Here is an 18,445-nt window from a genome sequence, read left to right as displayed (position 1 = left end):
CGGGTCGCCGGAGCGTTGCTTGCTCGCGATCTGGCGCGCAGCGGCAGTAAATTTGGCAAATGCGGTGGATCAGAATGATCGAGGTATCAGGGGGCATGCTCCTACCAGGGCTGCGTCAGCCTCCACATCTGCATTCGCCGCAATTCCCTGTCACGCAACCGTCTACGCTGGCATATCATTAGCCACCTAACGACGGGACAGGGTTTTGATCGGCATGTTGGCTATTTTTCTGGAAACCCTGAACATCACTGCGCCGGTGTTCGCCATGTTGTTTCTCGGTGTTGTGCTCAAACGCATCGCCTGGATCAACGACAGTTTTATCCACACAGCCTCAGCCCTGGTGTTCAACTGCACCATGCCGGCGCTGTTGTTCCTGGGGATTATTCACGCTGATCTGCACGCTGCATTTAAGCCAGGCGTGTTGATTTACTTCATCGTCGCCACCCTGGTCGGTTTCGCCATTGCCTGGGGGTGGGCAATTTACCGGGTGCCTTACGCAGAACGCGGGATCTACACCCAAGGTGCGTTTCGCGGCAACAACGGCGTCATCGGTCTCGCGCTGGCGGCCAGCATGTATGGCGATTACGGTATTTCGTTGGGAGCGATCCTCGCCGCGCTGGTGATTCTGTTCTACAACACGCTGGCGACCGTGGTGCTGGCGGTGTACAGCCCGGTGATCAAATCCGATCCGTGGAGCATCTTCAAAAGCGTGCTGGCCAACCCGCTGATCCTGAGCATCGTGTTTGCTGCGCCGTTCGCTTATTTCCAGATTCCACTCCCCAAGTGGCTCGACACCTCGGGCAGTTACCTGGCGCAGATGACCCTGCCACTGGCGTTGATCTGTATTGGTGGCACCTTGTCGCTTAAATCCCTGCGCGAAAGCGGCAGCCTGGTGGTCAGTGCCAGTTTGATGAAGATGGTCTGGTTACCCTTGATCTGCACGTTTGGCGCGTGGTTGGTTGGGTTTCGGGGCGCGGAGTTGGGGATTCTGTTTCTGTATTTCGGCGCACCGACGGCTTCAGCCAGCTACGTCATGGTCCGTGCGGCCAATGGCAATCATGAGTTGGCCGCCGCCATTATTGTGATGACCACCCTCGCTGCGGCGGTGACGACCAACATCGGCATCGTCATTTTGCAATGGGGTGGGTGGATCTAACGGCCGGTGCCCGTTCCAATACGCAGGGCACCGCCAGCTCCATCAATGCTGCCGTCGCCACGCCCGTACGGTGGTGAACGCGATACCTAACGCGAGCACCGGCAGCACGTAATGAAGCATCAGGCTCTCCAACTGATCGGCCAGTGGCATGCCCGTTGTAAACGACACGATGTGCAGTCCGTAAACCACATACAACGCCAACAGCAGCAAGCCTTCCAGGCGTGTGATGCGATAGCCCGAGTAGAACAGCGGCAAGGTCAACGCAGCCGTCGCGAGCATTACTGGTAGGTCGAAATCCAGTGCGTTGGGTGAGATCGACAACGGCTGCGGGCTGATCAGCGCGGTGGCGCCCAACACGCCCAGCAGATTGAACAGATTGCTGCCGATCACGTTGCCCACGGCGATATCCCGTTCGCCACGCAAGGCTGCAATCAGCGATGTCATTAACCCTGGGAGTGATGTGGCGATGCCGATCACGGTAAGGCCAATGACTCGCTCGGACAGCCCCAGGTCCTGCGCGATGACGGTGGCGGCACTGACCAGAAAGTGGCTGCCGTAGATCATCAATGCCAGCCCACCGATCATCATCGCCAACTGCGCGATCAGCGGGCGAACCTTCCTTTTCGGACGATCCGCAATGATTAAACAGTGGGTGCCATGGGCGGACTGGCGCAGCACGATGACGAGGTAGCCGCCCAGAACGAGTAGCAAAATCGCCCCGTCCAACCCGCTGAGCACGCCATTCCAGGAAAGCGCAGCCACCAATGCAGTGGCGCCGATCATCAGCGGGATGTCGACCCGGACCAACTGCCGAGCAACGCGCAGCGGGATGATCAGCGCCGCCAGCCCAAGGGTGACCAGTACGTTGAAGATGTTGCTGCCGACGACGCTGCCGATAGCGATGTCGCTGCTGCTTGAAAATGCGGCTTGCAGGCCGACCGCCATTTGCGGCGCGCTGCTGCCTAATGCCACGACGGTCAGGCCCAGGAACAGCGGGCGAGTCTGAAGAATGGCCGCCAGCCCCACGGCTGCGCGCACCGACAATTCAGCGCCGATGATGAGTAACAGCAGGCCACCGATCAGCTCAATCAGATTGGGCAGCGGCAGTGTCGATAATTCGAGAATTCAGGATACCTTCGGTGTTCGGTTGGGGAGTGGCAGTCAATCGTCCAGCGCCTGCACGCGAACCTTGGCGGTGCCGTTGCGCAGCATACCTAATTGCTCGGCCGCTGCGCGTGATACGTCAATCAGGCGTGCGCGAGTGTGCGGCCCGCGATCATTGATGCGCACCACGACCTTTCTGTTGTTGTCCAGGTTGGTGACCTGCACGCGAGTGCCAAAGGGCAGTTGCCGATGGGCCGCCGTCAGTGAGTTTTGATCGAAGCGCTCACCGCTGGCAGTGCGTTTGCCTTGGTGTTTGGCACCGTAGTACGACGCACCGCCTGTGGCGTTGTAGCCGTGAGGGTCAATAATGCTTTCACTGGCGCAACCGGCCAGCAGGGAGAGTAGGGCGCAAGCGCCGAGAAGCCGTAGCATGGGGCGCAGTCCTTTGAAGATTTCTTTACCCGGCTGTTCTATGTCGCCCGGGATGAAGCCAGACCAAACTGTAGGAGCGAATTCATTCGCGAGACGCAGGCACACCAACGCTTATTTGTCGTATGTACTATCGTTTCGCGAATGAATTCGCTCCTACCGGATGAGGATCAACGCTTACATCAACCTTCCAGCTTGCTTTTCAACAGCTCATTGACCTGCTGCGGATTGGCCTTGCCTTTGGAGGCCTTCATCGCCTGACCAACGAAGAAACCAAACATCTTGCCGCGTTTGGCTTCGTCTGCCGCGCGATACTGTTCGACTTGCTCTGCGTTGGCCGCCAGCACGTCGTCGAGCATCGACTCGATGGCGCCGCTGTCGGTGACTTGTTTCAGGCCGCGCTTCTCGATCACCTCATCGGCGCTGCCTTCACCATTGGCCATGGCCTCGAAGACCATTTTCGCGATTTTGCCGGAGATGGTGTTGTCGGTGATGCGCAGCAGCATGCCGCCCAACTGCTCGGCGCTGACCGGCGACTCGTCAATTTCGACGCCTTGCTTGTTCAGCAGGGAGCCCAGTTCAACCATCACCCAGTTGGCCGCCAACTTGGCATCGCCGCTGATGGTCACCACTTTCTCGAAGTAATCCGCTTGCTCACGGCTCGATGCCAGAACGCTGGCGTCGTAGGCCGACAGCCCGAATTGCGACTGGAAACGTTCGCGTTTTTGCGGGGGAAGCTCGGGCAGTGTGGCGCGAACCTGATCAAGGAACGAATCTTCGATGACCACCGGCAACAAGTCAGGGTCGGGGAAGTAACGGTAGTCGTTGGCTTCTTCCTTGCTGCGCATGGAGCGGGTTTCGTCTTTGGCCGGATCGTACAGGCGGGTCTGTTGAATGACTTTGCCGCCGTCTTCGATCAGGTCGATCTGCCGCTGGATTTCGCTGTTGATTGCCTTCTCGATGAAGCGGAACGAGTTGACGTTCTTGATCTCGCAACGCGTGCCGTACTCGACCTGGCCTTTCGGACGAATTGACACGTTGCAGTCGCAGCGTAGCGAGCCTTCGGCCATGTTGCCGTCGCAGATCCCCAGGTAACGCACCAGCGCGTGCATGGCTTTGACATAGGCCACTGCTTCTTTGGCCGAGCGCATGTCCGGCTCGGAAACAATCTCCAGCAGCGGTGTACCGGCGCGGTTGAGGTCGATCCCGGTCATGCCGCTGAAGTCTTCATGCAGGCTTTTGCCGGCATCTTCTTCCAGGTGTGCGCGGGTCACACCGATGCGCTTGATGGTGCCGTCTTCCAGGGTGATGTCCAGATGGCCTTTGCCGACAATCGGTAGTTCCATTTGGCTGATCTGGTAGCCCTTGGGCAAGTCCGGGTAGAAGTAGTTCTTGCGGGCGAACACGTTGTGCTGGCCAATTTCGGCGTCGATGGCCAGGCCGAACTTGACCGCCATTTGCACCGCTTCTTTGTTCAACACCGGCAGCGAGCCAGGCATGCCCAGGTCAACCAGGCTGGCCTGCGTGTTGGGCTCAGAGCCGAACGTGGTGGCGCTGCCGGAGAAAATCTTCGAGTGGGTGGTGAGCTGGGTATGAATCTCCAGCCCGATCACGACTTCCCATTGCATGTGTTTTCTCCTTAGAAGCCTGTAGGGGCGCGTAAGTGCCAGTCAGTGACTTGCTGATACTGATGCGCGACATTCAGCAGGCGGCCTTCCTGGAAATACGGCGCAAGCAACTGCACGCCCACCGGCAGACCGTCGGCAAAGCCCGCAGGCATGGACAAGCCCGGCAGACCCGCGAGGTTGGCGGTGATGGTGTAGAAGTCTTCCAGATAGGCAGAAATCGGGTCGTTGTTCTTGGCGCCGATTTTCCAGGCCGGGTTGGGCGTGGTCGGGCCAAGGATTACGTCGACTTCGGTGAAGGCGTTCATGAAGTCATTTTTGATCAGGCGACGAATTTTTTGCGCTTGCAGGTAATAGGCGTCGTAGTAACCCGCCGACAGCGCATAAGCGCCGACCAGAATCCGGCGCTGCACTTCAGGACCGAAGCCCTCGGCGCGGGAGCGCTTGTACAGATCGGTCAGGTCTTTTGGATCTTCGCAGCGATAGCCAAAGCGTACGCCGTCGAAGCGCGACAGGTTGGAGGAGGCTTCTGCTGGCGCGATGACGTAATAAGCAGGGATCGCGTGTTGCAGGTTGGGCAGGCTGACGTCCTTGACTACGGCACCGAGTTTTTTCAGCTCTTCGACGCTGGCCATGACCAGGTCGGCGATGCGCGGGTCCAGACCTGCACTGAAGTACTCCTTCGGCACGCCGATGCGTAGACCTTGCAGCGAACCGTTGAGGCTGGCGGCATAATCGGGCACGGGTTCGTCGATGCTGGTGGAATCGTTCGTGTCGAAGCCCGCCATGCCTTGCAGCAGCAGGGCGCAGTCTTCGGCGGTACGTGCCATCGGGCCAGCCTGATCGAGGCTGGAGGCATAAGCGATCATGCCCCAGCGCGAAACGCGACCGTAGGTCGGTTTGAGGCCGGTCAGGTTGGTCAGCGCCGCGGGCTGGCGGATCGAACCGCCGGTATCGGTGCCGGTGGCCGCAGGTAACAGACGAGCGGCAACCGCAGCCGCCGAACCGCCGGACGAGCCGCCCGGTACGTGATCGAGGTTCCACGGGTTTTTCACCGGGCCGTAATGGCTGGATTCGTTGGCCGACCCCATGGCGAATTCGTCCATGTTGGTCTTGCCGAGCGTCACCGTGCCAGCGCTTGCCAACCTGGCCACCACGGTGGCGTCATAGGGTGCCTTGAAGTTGTCGAGCATCTTCGACCCGCAACTGGTGCGGATGCCTTTGGTGCAGAACAAGTCCTTGTGCGCCAGCGGGACGCCCAGCAGGGCGCCATTCTCGCCAGCTGCACGGCGCGCGTCAGCGGCCTGGGCCTGGGTGATGGCCAGGTCTTCGGTGAGGGTAATGAAGCTGTTGATCTGCGGGTCGAGCTGGGCGATACGGGCCAGCAACGTGCGGGTCAATTCTTCGGAAGAAAACTTTTTATCGGCGAGTCCGCGAGCGATCTCTGCCAGTGTCATTTGATGCATTGCAGGCACATTCCCTTAGTCGATGACTTTCGGAACCAGATAAAGGCCGTCTTGGACCGCTGGTGCGATGGCTTGATACGTGTCACGGTGGTTGCTCTCGGTGACCACGTCTTCACGCAGTCGTTGAGAAGCTTCAAGCGGGTGCGCAAGAGGCTCGATACCGGTGGTGTCGACCGCTTGCATCTGGTCGACCAGTCCTAGAATGCTGTTAAGTGCTTCGGTGGTACGTGGTATATCGGCGTCATTCAGGCCGAGTCGGGCCAGATGGGCGATTTTTTCCACGTCGGAGCGATCAAGCGCCATGGGGTTCTCCAGTGGAATGCGAACGGCATGCGCCGTACGTCAGATTGCAGAACACTACACGCTTTAAACGGTCATAAGGCCGCGAACGTCGAGGGTAGTGCTCGGAAAAACCGCCAATTTAACATATTGGCTCCTTGCCCAAAATCCCTGTCGTTGTTAGAGTTTGCCGCTCTTTTTTACCCACGCGTTCCCTAGGGTCCCTTTCCCATGTTCAAGAAACTGCGTGGCATGTTTTCCAGCGATCTTTCCATCGACCTGGGCACTGCCAACACCCTTATTTACGTGCGTGAGCGCGGTATTGTCCTGAACGAGCCATCGGTTGTGGCCATCCGGACCCACGGAAATCAGAAGAGCGTCGTGGCTGTCGGGATGGAAGCCAAACGTATGTTGGGCCGTACTCCGGGCAACATCGCTGCCATTCGTCCGATGAAAGACGGCGTCATTGCCGATTTCAGCGTGTGCGAAAAAATGTTGCAGTACTTCATCAACAAGGTTCACGAAAACAGCTTCCTGCAGCCAAGCCCTCGGGTGCTGATCTGCGTGCCATGCAAATCCACTCAGGTCGAGCGTCGTGCGATTCGCGAGTCGGCCCTGGGCGCGGGCGCCCGTGAAGTATTCCTGATCGAAGAGCCAATGGCCGCAGCCATCGGCGCCGGCCTGCCGGTTGAAGAAGCACGCGGTTCGATGGTGGTCGACATCGGTGGTGGTACCACTGAAATCGCCCTGATCTCCCTGAACGGTGTGGTTTACGCGGAATCGGTGCGTGTCGGCGGCGACCGTTTCGACGAAGCGATCATCACCTACGTGCGTCGCAACTATGGCAGCCTGATCGGTGAATCCACTGCCGAGCGCATCAAGCAGGAAATCGGCACGGCCTACCCGGGCGGCGAAGTGCGTGAAGTCGACGTGCGTGGTCGTAACCTGGCAGAAGGCGTGCCACGTGCTTTCACCCTGAATTCCAACGAAGTACTGGAAGCGTTGCAGGAATCCCTGGCAACCATCGTTCAGGCCGTGAAAAGCGCGCTGGAGCAATCTCCACCAGAACTGGCATCGGACATCGCCGAGCGCGGTCTGGTGCTGACAGGTGGTGGCGCATTGCTGCGCGATCTCGACAAGTTGTTGGCCCAGGAAACCGGTTTGCCGGTCATCGTCGCCGAAGACCCGCTGACCTGTGTTGCGCGTGGTGGTGGCCGTGCGCTGGAGATGATGGACAAACACACCATGGACCTGCTCTCCAGCGAGTAACACGCTAGAGTTGCAACTGTGATGAACCCGACAGGCGGCACCCACGGTGTTGCCTGTGTGGGTGTTGTGTCGGCGCCACCCTGTGGCGTTCAAAGTCTGTCAATCTGTACTTCCGTCAACTTGCACCGGGCCGGTTTCATGTCGCATGAATAAGCACAGCCAATCGAGGCACAATCGATCGAACGTATGCCTGCAAGGAGCGGCCTATTAAACCGCTTTTCTCAAAGGGCCCGTCGCTGGGCGTTCGTCTGCTGGTGTTGGTCGTGCTGTCGGTTGCGGTCATGGTCGTGGACGCACGTTTCACCTTGCTCAAGCCTGTTCGTAGTCAGATGTCGCTGGTGCTGATGCAGTCCTACTGGATTGCCGATTTGCCGGAGCGCCTGTATCAGGGCGTTGCCAGCCAGTTCGGCAGCCGTACCGAGCTTGCCGCCGAGAACGAAAAACTCAAGACCGAAAACCTGCTCCTGCAAGGACGCCTGCAAAAGCTTGCGGCCTTGACCGAGCAGAATGTGCGCCTGCGTGAACTGCTCAACTCCTCGGCGTTGGTCAACGAGAAGGTTGAAGTCGCAGAGCTGATTGGCATGGACCCAAACCCTTTCACCCATCGCATCATCATCAACAAGGGTGAGCGCGACGGTGTCGTGCTGGGGCAACCGGTGCTCGATGCCCGAGGCTTGATGGGGCAGGTGGTCGAGCTGATGCCGTACACCTCGCGCGTCCTACTGCTGACCGACACCACACACAGCATTCCCGTGCAGGTGAACCGCAATGGCCTGCGTGCTATCGCCAGCGGTACCGGCAACCCTGAGCGGCTGGAGTTGCGCCACGTGGCCGATACCGCCGACATCAAGGAAGGCGATCTGTTGGTCAGTTCGGGCCTCGGCCAGCGTTTTCCTGCCGGGTATCCGGTGGCCACGGTCAAGGAAGTCATTCATGACTCTGGCCAGCCATTCGCCATTGTTCGCGCCGTGCCCACCGCTGCGTTGAATCGTAGCCGTTACCTGTTGCTGGTGTTCTCTGATGGCCGGTCGCCGGAAGAGCGCGCTGCCGATGCCGCACAACAGCAGGAGTCTCTGGAGCATCAGGGCGATCCTGCTGCGGTGCCCTCGGCGACTTTGCCAGCTGCGACTTCACCGGCGAGCGCTGCAAAACCTGCGACGGCAACGCCAGCCAAGCCGGCAGTGGGTACACCTGCCAAGCCTTCGGCAACTACCCACGCCACGCCGGCGCCCGCAAGCGCGCCAGTTGCAACGCCAGCGGCTGCGCCGAGTAAACCTTTGGCGAGCAAGCCTCCCGCAAAACCGCCCGTCAGGCCGGCGGCGACCAAGCCGGCGTCTGCCGCGCCCGATACGCTACGGCAGAGGGAAGAATAATGGCTCGTCATGCCCCCGCGAGAAACGGCTGGGTCGTCTGGTTGACCTTTGCCATCGGCCTGCTGCTCAGCGTTTCACCGCTGCCGCAGTTCATGGAAATCTTTCGTCCGCTATGGCTTGCGCTGCTGCTGGCGTTCTGGGCGCTGGCCCTGCCGCACAAGATCGGCATGGTCACCGCCTGGATGCTGGGCCTGGCCGAAGACGTGCTGTATGGCACGTTGCTGGGCCAGAACGCACTGATCCTGACACTGATCACCTTCCTGGTGCTGTCATTGCAACAGCGCTTGCGGATGTTCCCAATGTGGCAGCAGTGTCTGGTGATTTTGGTGATTTTCGGTTTGGCACAGTTGGTCCAGTTGTGGCTCAGCGCCCTGACCGGCAATCGTCAACCGACGCTGGCGCTGGTGTTGCCAGCATTGGTCAGCGCGTTGTTGTGGCCATGGGTCAGCTATGGCTTGCGTGGGTTACGCCTGCGTCTGAAGATAAATTAAATACCTAGGCAAGGCTGTGGAGGAGGGCTCGCTCGCAATGCGGCGGTTCAGGCTCTTGATGTGTATCGGATGTATCGGCCTCTCGCGAGCAAACGCGCTCCCACACAGCCTGCAAAGGTTGCGTGTTGTAAAAGGGGAGGCGGTCCGAGTCGCCGCTCTTCGCAACCGCCTAAGCTGATATCCACTGACACGGAGACGTCCCATGCCCCAACTTCACCTGGCCTCTGGCTCCCCTCGCCGCCGTGAGTTGCTCACACAGATCGGCGTGACGTTTACCACGCTCAGCGCCGATATTGACGAAACCCCGCTCGACAACGAAACCCCAACTGAGTATGTCGAACGATTGGCGCGTGGCAAAGCCGATGCTGGCCTGCTGTCGCTGGCCAATGCCCCGACCTATTCAAGCGCCTGCGTGCTGGGCGCGGACACTGCCGTGGTGCTCGACGGCAAGATTCTCGGTAAACCAGTGGACGAAGCGGACGCCCTGGCGATGCTTACTGCGTTGTCAGACCGCGAACACGAGGTGCTGACCGCCGTCGCTGTCGTCGACCAGCAGCGCTGCGAAACCCGAACCGTCAGCAGTCGCGTGAAATTTCGCGCGGTATCCCCTGAAGAAGCGCGGGCCTATTGGGCCAGTGGCGAGCCGCAGGACAAAGCGGGCAGCTATGCGATTCAGGGCTTGGCGGCGATTTTCGTCGAAAGCCTCAATGGCAGCTATTCCTCGGTCGTCGGCTTACCGCTGTGCGAAACCGCAGAAATCCTCCAGCGTTTCGGCATACCCTGTTGGCAATGCCTGGAAGGTAACAAGTCATGAGTGAAGAGATTCTGATCAACATCACGCCGATGGAGTCGCGCGTGGCGGTCGTCGAAAACGGCGTTTTGCAGGAAGTCCATGTCGAGCGCACTCAGCGCCGCGGGATAGTGGGCAATATTTACAAGGGCAAGGTCGTGCGCGTGCTGCCGGGGATGCAGGCAGCGTTCATCGACATTGGCCTGGACCGTGCGGCGTTCATTCACGCATCGGAAATCTCCATGCGCGAAGGCCCGTCCGTCGAAAGCATCGCCTCGCTGGTGCATGACGGCCAGAGCCTGGTGGTGCAAGTCACCAAGGACCCTATCGGTAGCAAGGGCGCACGCCTGACCACTCAGTTGTCGATCCCTTCGCGTTATCTGGTATACATGCCGCGCACCGCGCACGTTGGCATTTCGCTGAAGATCGAGGACGAAGCCGAGCGCGAACGCTTGAAGAAAGTGGTGAGCGACTGCGTGGCGCAGGAAGGCATCAAGGAGGCGGGCGGGTTCATCTTGCGTACCGCCGCCGAAGGCGCAGGCGCCGACGAAATCATGATGGACATCCGTTACCTGCGACGGCTCTGGGATCAAATCGGCGAACAGATCAAAACCATCGGCGCCCCCAGTGTTATTTACGAAGACCTGGGCTTGGCGCTGCGCACTTTGCGCGACCTTGTCAGCCCACGTATCGAGAAGATTCGCATCGATTCGCGGGAAACCTTCCAGAAGACCACTCAGTTCGTTGCCGAGCTGATGCCGGAAATCGCTGATCGCCTTGAGCATTATCCAGGCGAGCGGCCGATTTTCGATCTGTACGGCGTCGAAGACGAAATCCAGAAAGCCCTCGAGCGCAAGGTGCCGTTGAAGTCCGGTGGATATTTGGTGATTGATCCAGCCGAAGCCATGAGCACCATCGACGTCAACACCGGTGCATTCGTCGGCCATCGCAATCTTGAAGAAACCATCTTCAAGACCAACCTGGAAGCCGCGACCGCCATTGCCCGGCAGATGCGGCTGCGCAACCTGGGCGGAATCATCATCATCGATTTCATCGACATGGAGGACGGCGAACACCAACGCCAGGTGCTGCGCACGCTGGAAAAACAGCTGGAGCGTGATCACGCCAAGACCAACATCATCGGCATCACCGAGTTGGGCCTGGTGCAGATGACCCGCAAGCGCACCCGTGAAAGCCTTGAACAAGTGTTGTGCGAGCCGTGCAGCAGTTGTCAGGGGCGCGGCAAGCTGAAAACCCCGGAAACCGTCTGTTACGAAATCTTCCGCGAGATCCTTCGCGAAGCGCGTGCTTACCAGGCCGTCGGTTATAGAGTATTGGCCAACCAGAAAGTCGTGGATCGACTGCTCGACGAAGAATCTGGCAATGTAGCCGAGCTTGAGGCTTTCATTGGCCGAACCATTCGTTTTCAGGTCGAAACCATGTATTCGCAGGAACAATACGACGTTGTACTGCTCTGACTGTGCTTGAACGCGCTCCACCGTGAAGGGTGGAGCGACAAAAATCATAAAACCAAGCCCGGCGGGCCGACGGCATGGATGCCCTTCAAAGAGAATGATGCGTGGCAAATGAGCACTTCCCGGACGTACCGACACCTGCACGATTGAGCCGGGCGCTGTTTGCAGGCTTCCTGCCCGGAGGCTCGGCGACATGGAGCGTCTGACTCGTTTTTTCGCGACCCTTTTGCGTTGGGGCCTGAGTCTGTGCGCGCTGGTGGTGGTATTGATTGCGCTGTACGTCAGCGTGGGTCGAGAACTCGCGCCGTTGGTGGCCGAATACCGCATCGAGGTGCAAAACAAAGCCCAGGCCGCGCTTGGCATGCCGCTGAGCATCGGCCGTCTTGAAGGGAGCTGGAGTGGTTTTGTGCCGGTGTTCGTGGCCCATGACGTGATGGTGGGCGAGGGTGCCAGCGCGCTTCGTCTCGATCATGTGCGTGCGGTGCCCGACCTCTGGGCCAGCCTGTCGGCGCGCGAGGTGCGGATTGCCAATATTGAGCTCGACGGCTTGCAGTTGATCCTTAGCGAAGACAAAGACGGCCATTGGTCGTTGCAAGGGTTGCCGGTCAGCAATGACACGCCTCTGGACCCAGAACACGTTTTGACGCAAATGCAGATGGTGTCGCGCCTGTCGCTGTTCGACAGCCAAATCACCTTGCAGCCTTTCGCCCAGGCACCGTTGACCCTGACCTACGTCAGCCTGACGTTGAAAACGGGCAGTAGCGATCAGCGTCTGGACGCCCGCTTGACGTTGCCGGACGGTCAGCCGCTGTCGCTTAACGTCAAGTCACGGGTGAGCGCTCAAGCATGGCGTGACGGTGAAGCCGATGCCTACCTGAGCCTGCCGCAGAGTGACTGGGCGCAGTGGTTGCCGAAAAGTCTGACGCGTGACTGGAAGTTGAAAACCCTGAAGGCCGGTGGCGAGTTTTGGCTCAGTTGGGGCAAAGGCACTGTGCAAAGCGCGGTCGTACGTCTGAACGCGCCGCTGCTCAAAGGCGCGTATGCGGATCGCAAGTCGAGCCGAATCGAGAACCTGGCGCTTAACGCCTGGGTTCAGCGTGGCGATAGTGGCTTGCTGGTTTCACTTGATTCGCTGGCGATGAACCTGGGTGAAAAGCGTTGGGAAAGCCGGATTCAGCTTCGGCAGACAGCGGCAACGTCCGACAGCGAAGAAGTCTGGCACGTACAGGCCGATCGCCTGGACCTGACGCCTATCACGCCGTTGCTCGACTCTCTGGCGCCATTGCCCGACACGCTGATGGTGGTGCTGGATCACCTGAACGTGACGGGCGGGCTGCGTAATGCGCTGATTGACTATCGCCCGCAGGCCACAGGTGCCAAGCGCTTGAGTTTTGCCGCCAATCTGGACAAGGTCGGTTTCGACGCTTATCACGGCGCTCCGGCAGCCGGAAATGTCAGCGGCGCGATCAGTGGTGATCTTGGGCAGGGCGAATTGCGTCTGAACACTGACGATTTCATGCTGCACCTGGACCCGATTTTTGCCAATGAATGGCAGTATAAGCATGCCGAGGCGCGTTTGACCTGGGCGTTGGACGACCAGGGTTTCACCCTGATTGCACCCTATATCAAGGTGTTGGGCGATGACGGCAAGATCGCCAGCGATTTCCTGATTCGTCTGCATTTCGACCAAAGCCAGGAAGACTACATGGACCTGCGCGTCGGCATGGTCGATGGCGATGGTCGCTACACGTCCAAATACTTGCCCGCCGTGCTGAGCCCGGCGCTCGACGAATGGCTGCGCACCGCTATCTTGAGTGGCAACGTCGATCAAGGGTTTTTCCAGTATCAGGGTTCGATCAATAAAAACGCGCCGGATGTGGCAAGGGTCATCAGTCTGTTCTTCAACGTGCGTAACGCCAACTTGGCGTTTCAGCCAGGCTGGCCGCAGCTGACCGGTGTCGATGGCAACGTTTTTGTTGAAAACAGCGGTGTGCGTATTCGTGCCACCAAAGGCCAGCTGCTCAATACGCAAGTCAGCAACGTGTCGGTCGATGTGCCGCACGTCGCTGCTGGTCAACCGAGCCATTTGCTGGTGGATGGCGATTTTGCCGGCGGGCTCGATGATGGTGTGAAGATCCTTCAGGAAGCGCCCATTGGTACCGCCCAGATGTTCGCGGGTTGGCAGGGTGAAGGGCCGTTGCAGGGCCACATCAACCTTGATATCCCGCTGGTCAAGGGCCAGGTGCCGAAAGTCGCGGTGGATTTCAAAACCGAGGGCGCGCACTTGAAGCTCGCCGATCCGGTGTTGGACTTGACCCAGCTCAACGGCGACTTCCGTTTTGACTATGCCAAAGGGCTCAGTGGCAAGAACATCAAGGCCATCGCCTTCGACAAGCCGGTGACTGCGGAGATTTTTGGCGAAGGCAAGCCCGGCGCGCCAGTAACGCGCATTGCTGCCAGCAGCCAGATAGCCGTCAAGCGCTTGACCGATTGGCTGGGCGTCACCCAACCACTGCCAGTGTCGGGCGATCTGCCATATCAATTGCAGATCACGCTCAGTGGCGCTGACAGCCGGCTACGTATCAATTCCAGCCTCAAGGGGCTGGCAATCGATCTTCCCGCACCCTTTGGCAAAACCGCCGACGAGGTGCGCGACAGCGATTTCAGCATGAACCTACAAGGCCCTGAGCGACGTTTGAATGTCGGTTTTGGCAATCTCGGTAATCTGGCTTTTGCAGCGCCGGGTGGTAAATTTGCCGACGGTCGTGGTGAGCTGTTTCTGGGCGAGGGCGGGGCGATTGTTCCCGATACGAAAGGGCTGAGGGTGCGCGGCTCCCTAAGGGAACTGGACATCGCGCCATGGCAGGCGATGGTTGAACATTATGCCGGTAACGATCCAGGCGGCAGCGCCAAGCAACTGCTCAACAGTGTCGATTTGCAGATTGGCAAACTCACGGCCATGGGGTCTACGCTCAATCAGGCCAGCGTTCAGCTCAATCGCAAGGACGCAGCCTGGGCGCTGGCACTGGACAGTTCGTTGATGAAGGGCACGGCGATGCTGCCTGACAGCAAAACCATGCCAATCGATATCAACCTGCTGTACGTCCGATTGCCTGCACCTGACCCGAATGCCGCTGTGGTCGAAAACGCGCCTGATCCGCTGGCCGATATCGACCCGCGCAAGGTGCCTGCAATGAACATCAAGGTCACCCAGCTGTTTCAAGGGGATGACTTGCTGGGTGCCTGGTCGCTGAAGATCCGACCGACCGCTAACGGCATGCAATTGGCCGACATGGATCTTGGTCTCAAAGGCATGCAGCTCAAGGGCAATGGTGGCTGGGAAGGTGCAATGGGCGCGACCAGCAGTTGGTTCAAAGGGCAGGTCACTGGCAAGAACCTGGCCGATATCCTCAAGGCATGGGGCTTTGCGCCGACCGTGACCAGCCAGGAATTCCAAATGAACGCCGATGGGCGCTGGCCCGGATCGCCTGCATGGGTGGGGCTCAAACGTTACTCCGGCACGCTCGACGCGACGTTGCGCAGTGGTCAGTTTGTTGAAGTGGAAGGTGGAGCGCAGGCGTTGCGCGTGTTTGGCCTGCTCAACTTCAATTCCATCGGTCGCCGTTTACGTCTGGATTTCTCAGACTTGCTCGGTAAGGGCTTCAGTTACGACCGGGTCAAAGGGCTGTTGGTGGCCAGCGATGGTGTTTACGTGACGCGTGATCCAATCACGCTGATCGGTCCTTCGAGCAATCTGGAGCTCGACGGTACGCTGGACATGGTCAACGACCGCGTGGACGCCAAGCTGCTGGTCACCTTGCCCGTGACCAATAATTTGCCCATCGCTGCGTTGATTGTCGGTGCCCCGGCCATCGGGGGGGCGTTGTTTCTGGTCGACAAGCTGCTGGGAGATCGTGTCGCGCGGTTCGCCAGCGTGCAATACAAGGTCGAAGGCCCTTGGAAAGAGCCGAAAATTACTTTCGATAAGCCATTTGAAAAACCGCAATAGTCAGACGGCATGAGCCTGCCACCGGCGCTTGGAGTACAGTGCCGGTCTATCGAGTGAGGAGTACGTATGTCCTTTGCTGTGATTCAGATGGTCAGTCAAAGCGATATCGAGGGTAATCTGGCCCAGGCTCGTCGCTTGCTGGAGCAGGCCGCAGCAGGCGGTGCGAAGCTTGCGGTGCTGCCGGAAAATTTCGCCGCCATGGGCCGTCGCGACGTGGCGGATATCGGTCGCGCCGAAGCTCGCGGTGAAGGTCCTATCCTGCCGTGGTTGAAACTCGCCGCTCGTGACCTCAACTTATGGATTGTCGCTGGGACTTTGCCCTTGCCGCCCAATGATCGGCCGCTGGGCAAAGTCACGGCGTGTTCGTTGCTGGTCGACGGACAGGGCGAGACGGTGGCGCGTTACGACAAACTGCACCTGTTCGATGTGGATGTTGCCGACAGTCGCGGGCGTTACCGGGAGTCGGACGATTATGCCCACGGCAACAACGTGGTCGTGGTCGATACGCCAGTGGGGAAATTGGGCCTGACGGTCTGTTACGACTTGCGCTTTCCAGAGCTGTACACCGCCCTGCGTGAAGCAGGCGCCGAACTGATTACCGCGCCATCGGCCTTCACCGCCGTGACCGGTGCGGCGCATTGGGAAATCCTGCTGCGCGCGCGGGCCATCGAAACCCAGTGCTACATGCTGGCAGCGGCGCAAGGCGGGACTCACCCAGGGCCAAGAGAAACATTCGGACACGCGGCGATCATAGATCCATGGGGTCGCGTGCTGGCCGAACAGGCACAAGGCGAAGCCGTGCTGCTGGCCGAGCGAGACAGTCAAGAGCAAGCGTCCATACGGGCGCGAATGCCGGTGTCGAATCACCGGCGATTTTTTTCGCAGGACGCCTTGCGGCCTGCCAACACCCCGGAGTGAATATGAGCGACTTGTCCTCTGTCAGCGAACACCTTCTGGCGCCCGGCGGCCTTAGCATCGAGAGCCTGCAATCGGTGCTGGGCGAGCTGGCCGGGCCTGGGATCGACGCGGCCGACCTGTATTTCCAGGGGCAGATTTCCGAGTCCTGGGCCTTGGAAGACGGCATCGTCAAAGAAGGCAGCTTCAACCTCGATCAAGGCGTCGGCGTACGTGCGCAGTCGGGTGAGAAAACCGGCTTTGCCTACAGCAACGCGATCACCCCTGAAGCCCTTTCCCTCGCTGCGCGTGCCGCCCGTTCGATTTCCCGCGCAGGCCAAAACGGTCGGGTTCAGGCTTTCACCACCCAGGACGTCGCACAGCTCTACGGGCCTGACAATCCGCTGGAAGTCATGACTCGCGCCGAGAAGGTCGAGCTGCTCAAACGTATCGACGTTGCTACGCGTGCGCTTGACCCACGTATCCAGCAAGTCACCGTGAGCATGGCGGGCGTTTGGGAGCGCATTCTCGTGGCGTCCACTGATGGCAGCCTGGCAGCCGATGTGCGGCCATTGGTGCGCTTCAACGTCAGCGTCATTGTCGAGCAGAACGGTCGTCGCGAGCGCGGCGGTCACGGCGGCGGCGGTCGTACCGATTACCGTTATTTCCTCAGCGAAGACCGCGCCATGGGCTACGCCCGCGAAGCGTTGCGTCAGGCGCTGGTCAATCTGGAGGCGATCCCTGCGCCTGCTGGCACCTTGCCTGTCGTGTTGGGCTCCGGCTGGTCCGGTGTGCTGTTGCACGAAGCGGTGGGGCATGGCCTGGAAGGCGACTTCAACCGCAAAGGTAGCTCGGCGTATAGCGGTCGCATGGGTGAAATGGTCGCCTCCAAGCTCTGCACCATCGTTGATGATGGGACGCTGGTCGGGCGTCGTGGGTCGTTGAGTGTCGATGATGAAGGCACCCCAACCGAATGCACCACGTTGATTGAAAACGGTGTGCTCAAGGGCTACATGCAAGACAAGTTGAACGCTCGCCTGATGGGCGTGGCGCGCACGGGCAATGGTCGTCGCGAGTCCTATGCGCACCTGCCGATGCCGCGTATGACCAACACCTATATGTTGGGCGGTCAGAGCGATCCTGCGGAAATCATTGCTTCGGTCAAGCGCGGCATCTACTGCGCCAACCTCGGTGGTGGCCAAGTGGATATCACCAGTGGCAAGTTTGTGTTCTCTACCAGCGAAGCCTATTTGATCGAAGACGGCAAAATCACGACCCCGGTCAAAGGCGCGACATTGATCGGCAACGGTCCTGAAGCCATGAGCAAGGTGTCGATGGTCGGTAATGACCTGGCGCTGGACAGCGGTGTGGGGACTTGTGGCAAGGATGGGCAATCGGTGCCGGTAGGCGTCGGTCAGCCGACCTTGAAGATCGATGCGATTACCGTGGGTGGTACCGGTTCCTGATCAGAGGTTTCAAGAAAGCCGCGCCGGACGATTCGCTCGTCCGGCGCTCAGCGCTTAGCGCAGTCCGCGTTTGGCTTCGTCCAGCTCGCGGATGTATTTGAAGATTTTACGGGTTGCGGCCGGGGCCTTGTTTTGCGCGGCCTCGTGCTGAGCCTGACGGATGAGCGAGCGCAGTTGTTGACGATCGGCTTGCGGGTACTCGTTGACGAACAGCTCCAGTACGTCGTCGGCGCCGGTCACGAGGCGATCACGCCAGCGTTCCAGATTGTGAAAGCGCTCGTTGTACTGGCGCGTGGAGGCATCGAGTTGGTCGAGCAGCACCAGAATTTCGTCGAGGTCCTGATCGCGCATCAGCTTGCCGATGAACTGTATGTGGCGTTTGCGCGCGATGTGCGCGGTGTGCTTGGGAGCATCGGCCAATGCCCGACGCAAAGGGTCGGTCAGTGGCAGTTTGGCCAGTATGTCCGGTTTGAAAGTCGTCAAGCGTTCGCCAAGTTCAACCAGAGCATGTAGCTCTCGCTTGACCTGGGTTTTGCTTTTCTCTCCGTCGAAGGAGTCGTCGTAAGAATCAACCATGGGGGCCGTCCGCAAATAAACGCCGCCATGATAACCAGTCAGG

15 protein-coding genes are annotated in these 18,445 nt (G+C 59.4%); 9 read left to right on the top strand and 6 right to left on the bottom strand.

Annotated elements, in window-relative coordinates:
• Positions 1 to 214 precede the first annotated feature (214 nt).
• On the top strand, positions 215 to 1,156 hold the full coding sequence (locus tag VGC62_RS26535; RefSeq protein ID WP_331190044.1) for an AEC family transporter: 942 nt from the start codon (positions 215 to 217) through the stop codon (positions 1,154 to 1,156).
• A 42-nt stretch (positions 1,157 to 1,198) separates the two neighbouring features.
• On the opposite strand, the gene VGC62_RS26530 is transcribed toward VGC62_RS26535, so the two are convergent.
• The 5 genes from VGC62_RS26530 to gatC all read right to left on the bottom strand — a co-directional run bounded on the left by VGC62_RS26530 (position 1,199) and on the right by gatC (position 6,083).
• Positions 1,199 to 2,248 carry a calcium/sodium antiporter gene (locus VGC62_RS26530; RefSeq protein ID WP_331190072.1) on the bottom strand — a complete coding sequence of 350 codons (1,050 nt, stop codon included), beginning with the start codon at positions 2,246 to 2,248 and terminating at the stop codon, positions 1,199 to 1,201.
• 69 nt (positions 2,249 to 2,317) lie between these two features.
• Positions 2,318 to 2,692: a septal ring lytic transglycosylase RlpA family protein gene (locus VGC62_RS26525; protein ID WP_331190043.1), complete on the bottom strand. Its 375-nt coding sequence runs from the start codon at positions 2,690 to 2,692 to the stop codon at positions 2,318 to 2,320.
• Positions 2,693 to 2,871: 179 nt separating this feature from the next.
• Positions 2,872 to 4,317 carry an Asp-tRNA(Asn)/Glu-tRNA(Gln) amidotransferase subunit GatB gene (gene gatB / locus VGC62_RS26520; RefSeq protein ID WP_331190042.1) on the bottom strand — a complete coding sequence of 482 codons (1,446 nt, stop codon included), beginning with the start codon at positions 4,315 to 4,317 and terminating at the stop codon, positions 2,872 to 2,874.
• A gap of 11 nt (positions 4,318 to 4,328) precedes the next feature.
• The gene (gatA, locus tag VGC62_RS26515; protein ID WP_331190041.1) at positions 4,329 to 5,780 is read right to left on the bottom strand and encodes an Asp-tRNA(Asn)/Glu-tRNA(Gln) amidotransferase subunit GatA; all 1,452 of its coding nucleotides are present in this window, start codon (positions 5,778 to 5,780) and stop codon (positions 4,329 to 4,331) included.
• A gap of 15 nt (positions 5,781 to 5,795) precedes the next feature.
• Positions 5,796 to 6,083, bottom strand: a complete 288-nt coding sequence (gene gatC / locus VGC62_RS26510; RefSeq protein ID WP_331190040.1) for an Asp-tRNA(Asn)/Glu-tRNA(Gln) amidotransferase subunit GatC — start codon at positions 6,081 to 6,083, stop codon at positions 5,796 to 5,798.
• Between the two features lie 207 nt (positions 6,084 to 6,290).
• Between gatC and mreB the strand changes: the two genes are divergently transcribed.
• The 8 genes from mreB (at position 6,291) to tldD (ending at position 17,826) form a co-directional block, all read left to right on the top strand.
• Positions 6,291 to 7,328 carry a rod shape-determining protein MreB gene (gene mreB / locus VGC62_RS26505; protein ID WP_020292894.1) on the top strand — a complete coding sequence of 346 codons (1,038 nt, stop codon included), beginning with the start codon at positions 6,291 to 6,293 and terminating at the stop codon, positions 7,326 to 7,328.
• 236 nt (positions 7,329 to 7,564) lie between these two features.
• Positions 7,565 to 8,701: a rod shape-determining protein MreC gene (gene mreC, locus VGC62_RS26500; RefSeq protein WP_414705853.1), complete on the top strand. Its 1,137-nt coding sequence runs from the start codon at positions 7,565 to 7,567 to the stop codon at positions 8,699 to 8,701.
• On the top strand, positions 8,701 to 9,192 hold the full coding sequence (mreD, locus tag VGC62_RS26495) for a rod shape-determining protein MreD (RefSeq protein WP_065990112.1): 492 nt from the start codon (positions 8,701 to 8,703) through the stop codon (positions 9,190 to 9,192). The genes mreC and mreD overlap by 1 nt, the downstream gene beginning before the upstream one ends.
• A gap of 202 nt (positions 9,193 to 9,394) precedes the next feature.
• Positions 9,395 to 10,006, top strand: a complete 612-nt coding sequence (locus VGC62_RS26490; protein WP_331190039.1) for a Maf family protein — start codon at positions 9,395 to 9,397, stop codon at positions 10,004 to 10,006.
• Positions 10,003 to 11,460, top strand: coding sequence for a ribonuclease G (gene rng / locus VGC62_RS26485; RefSeq protein WP_331190038.1), 1,458 nt, complete (start codon positions 10,003 to 10,005; stop codon positions 11,458 to 11,460). The genes VGC62_RS26490 and rng overlap by 4 nt, the downstream gene beginning before the upstream one ends.
• A 190-nt stretch (positions 11,461 to 11,650) precedes the next feature.
• Positions 11,651 to 15,466 (top strand): YhdP family protein, encoded by a 3,816-nt coding sequence (locus VGC62_RS26480; RefSeq protein WP_331190037.1) that lies wholly within the window; start codon positions 11,651 to 11,653, stop codon positions 15,464 to 15,466.
• A gap of 66 nt (positions 15,467 to 15,532) precedes the next feature.
• Positions 15,533 to 16,384 carry a carbon-nitrogen hydrolase family protein gene (locus VGC62_RS26475; RefSeq protein ID WP_331190036.1) on the top strand — a complete coding sequence of 284 codons (852 nt, stop codon included), beginning with the start codon at positions 15,533 to 15,535 and terminating at the stop codon, positions 16,382 to 16,384.
• 2 nt (positions 16,385 to 16,386) lie between these two features.
• Positions 16,387 to 17,826 (top strand): metalloprotease TldD, encoded by a 1,440-nt coding sequence (tldD, locus tag VGC62_RS26470; RefSeq protein WP_331190035.1) that lies wholly within the window; start codon positions 16,387 to 16,389, stop codon positions 17,824 to 17,826.
• Between the two features lie 54 nt (positions 17,827 to 17,880).
• Here tldD and yjgA read toward each other — a convergent pair whose 3' ends face one another.
• Positions 17,881 to 18,402 carry a ribosome biogenesis factor YjgA gene (gene yjgA / locus VGC62_RS26465; protein ID WP_331190034.1) on the bottom strand — a complete coding sequence of 174 codons (522 nt, stop codon included), beginning with the start codon at positions 18,400 to 18,402 and terminating at the stop codon, positions 17,881 to 17,883.
• Between the last annotated feature and the right edge of the window lie 43 nt (positions 18,403 to 18,445).

This window comes from Pseudomonas sp. (genome assembly GCF_036404235.1).
GTDB lineage: Bacteria > Pseudomonadota > Gammaproteobacteria > Pseudomonadales > Pseudomonadaceae > Aquipseudomonas.
This window is presented reverse-complemented; position numbering and strand designations above follow the sequence as displayed.

Excerpts from the sequence above, each read along its gene's own strand:
- VGC62_RS26535 (WP_331190044.1), top strand. The coding sequence starts at position 215 with ATGTTGGCTATTTTTCTGGAAACCCTGAACATCACTGCGCCGGTGTTC.
- VGC62_RS26525 (WP_331190043.1), bottom strand. The coding sequence starts at position 2,692 with ATGCTACGGCTTCTCGGCGCTTGCGCCCTACTCTCCCTGCTGGCCGGT.
- gatB (WP_331190042.1), bottom strand. The coding sequence starts at position 4,317 with ATGCAATGGGAAGTCGTGATCGGGCTGGAGATTCATACCCAGCTCACC.
- gatA (WP_331190041.1), bottom strand. The coding sequence starts at position 5,780 with ATGCATCAAATGACACTGGCAGAGATCGCTCGCGGACTCGCCGATAAA.
- gatC (WP_331190040.1), bottom strand. The coding sequence starts at position 6,083 with ATGGCGCTTGATCGCTCCGACGTGGAAAAAATCGCCCATCTGGCCCGA.
- mreB (WP_020292894.1), top strand. The coding sequence starts at position 6,291 with ATGTTCAAGAAACTGCGTGGCATGTTTTCCAGCGATCTTTCCATCGAC.
- mreD (WP_065990112.1), top strand. The coding sequence starts at position 8,701 with ATGGCTCGTCATGCCCCCGCGAGAAACGGCTGGGTCGTCTGGTTGACC.
- VGC62_RS26490 (WP_331190039.1), top strand. The coding sequence starts at position 9,395 with ATGCCCCAACTTCACCTGGCCTCTGGCTCCCCTCGCCGCCGTGAGTTG.
- rng (WP_331190038.1), top strand. The coding sequence starts at position 10,003 with ATGAGTGAAGAGATTCTGATCAACATCACGCCGATGGAGTCGCGCGTG.
- VGC62_RS26480 (WP_331190037.1), top strand. The coding sequence starts at position 11,651 with ATGGAGCGTCTGACTCGTTTTTTCGCGACCCTTTTGCGTTGGGGCCTG.
- VGC62_RS26475 (WP_331190036.1), top strand. The coding sequence starts at position 15,533 with ATGTCCTTTGCTGTGATTCAGATGGTCAGTCAAAGCGATATCGAGGGT.
- tldD (WP_331190035.1), top strand. The coding sequence starts at position 16,387 with ATGAGCGACTTGTCCTCTGTCAGCGAACACCTTCTGGCGCCCGGCGGC.
- yjgA (WP_331190034.1), bottom strand. The coding sequence starts at position 18,402 with ATGGTTGATTCTTACGACGACTCCTTCGACGGAGAGAAAAGCAAAACC.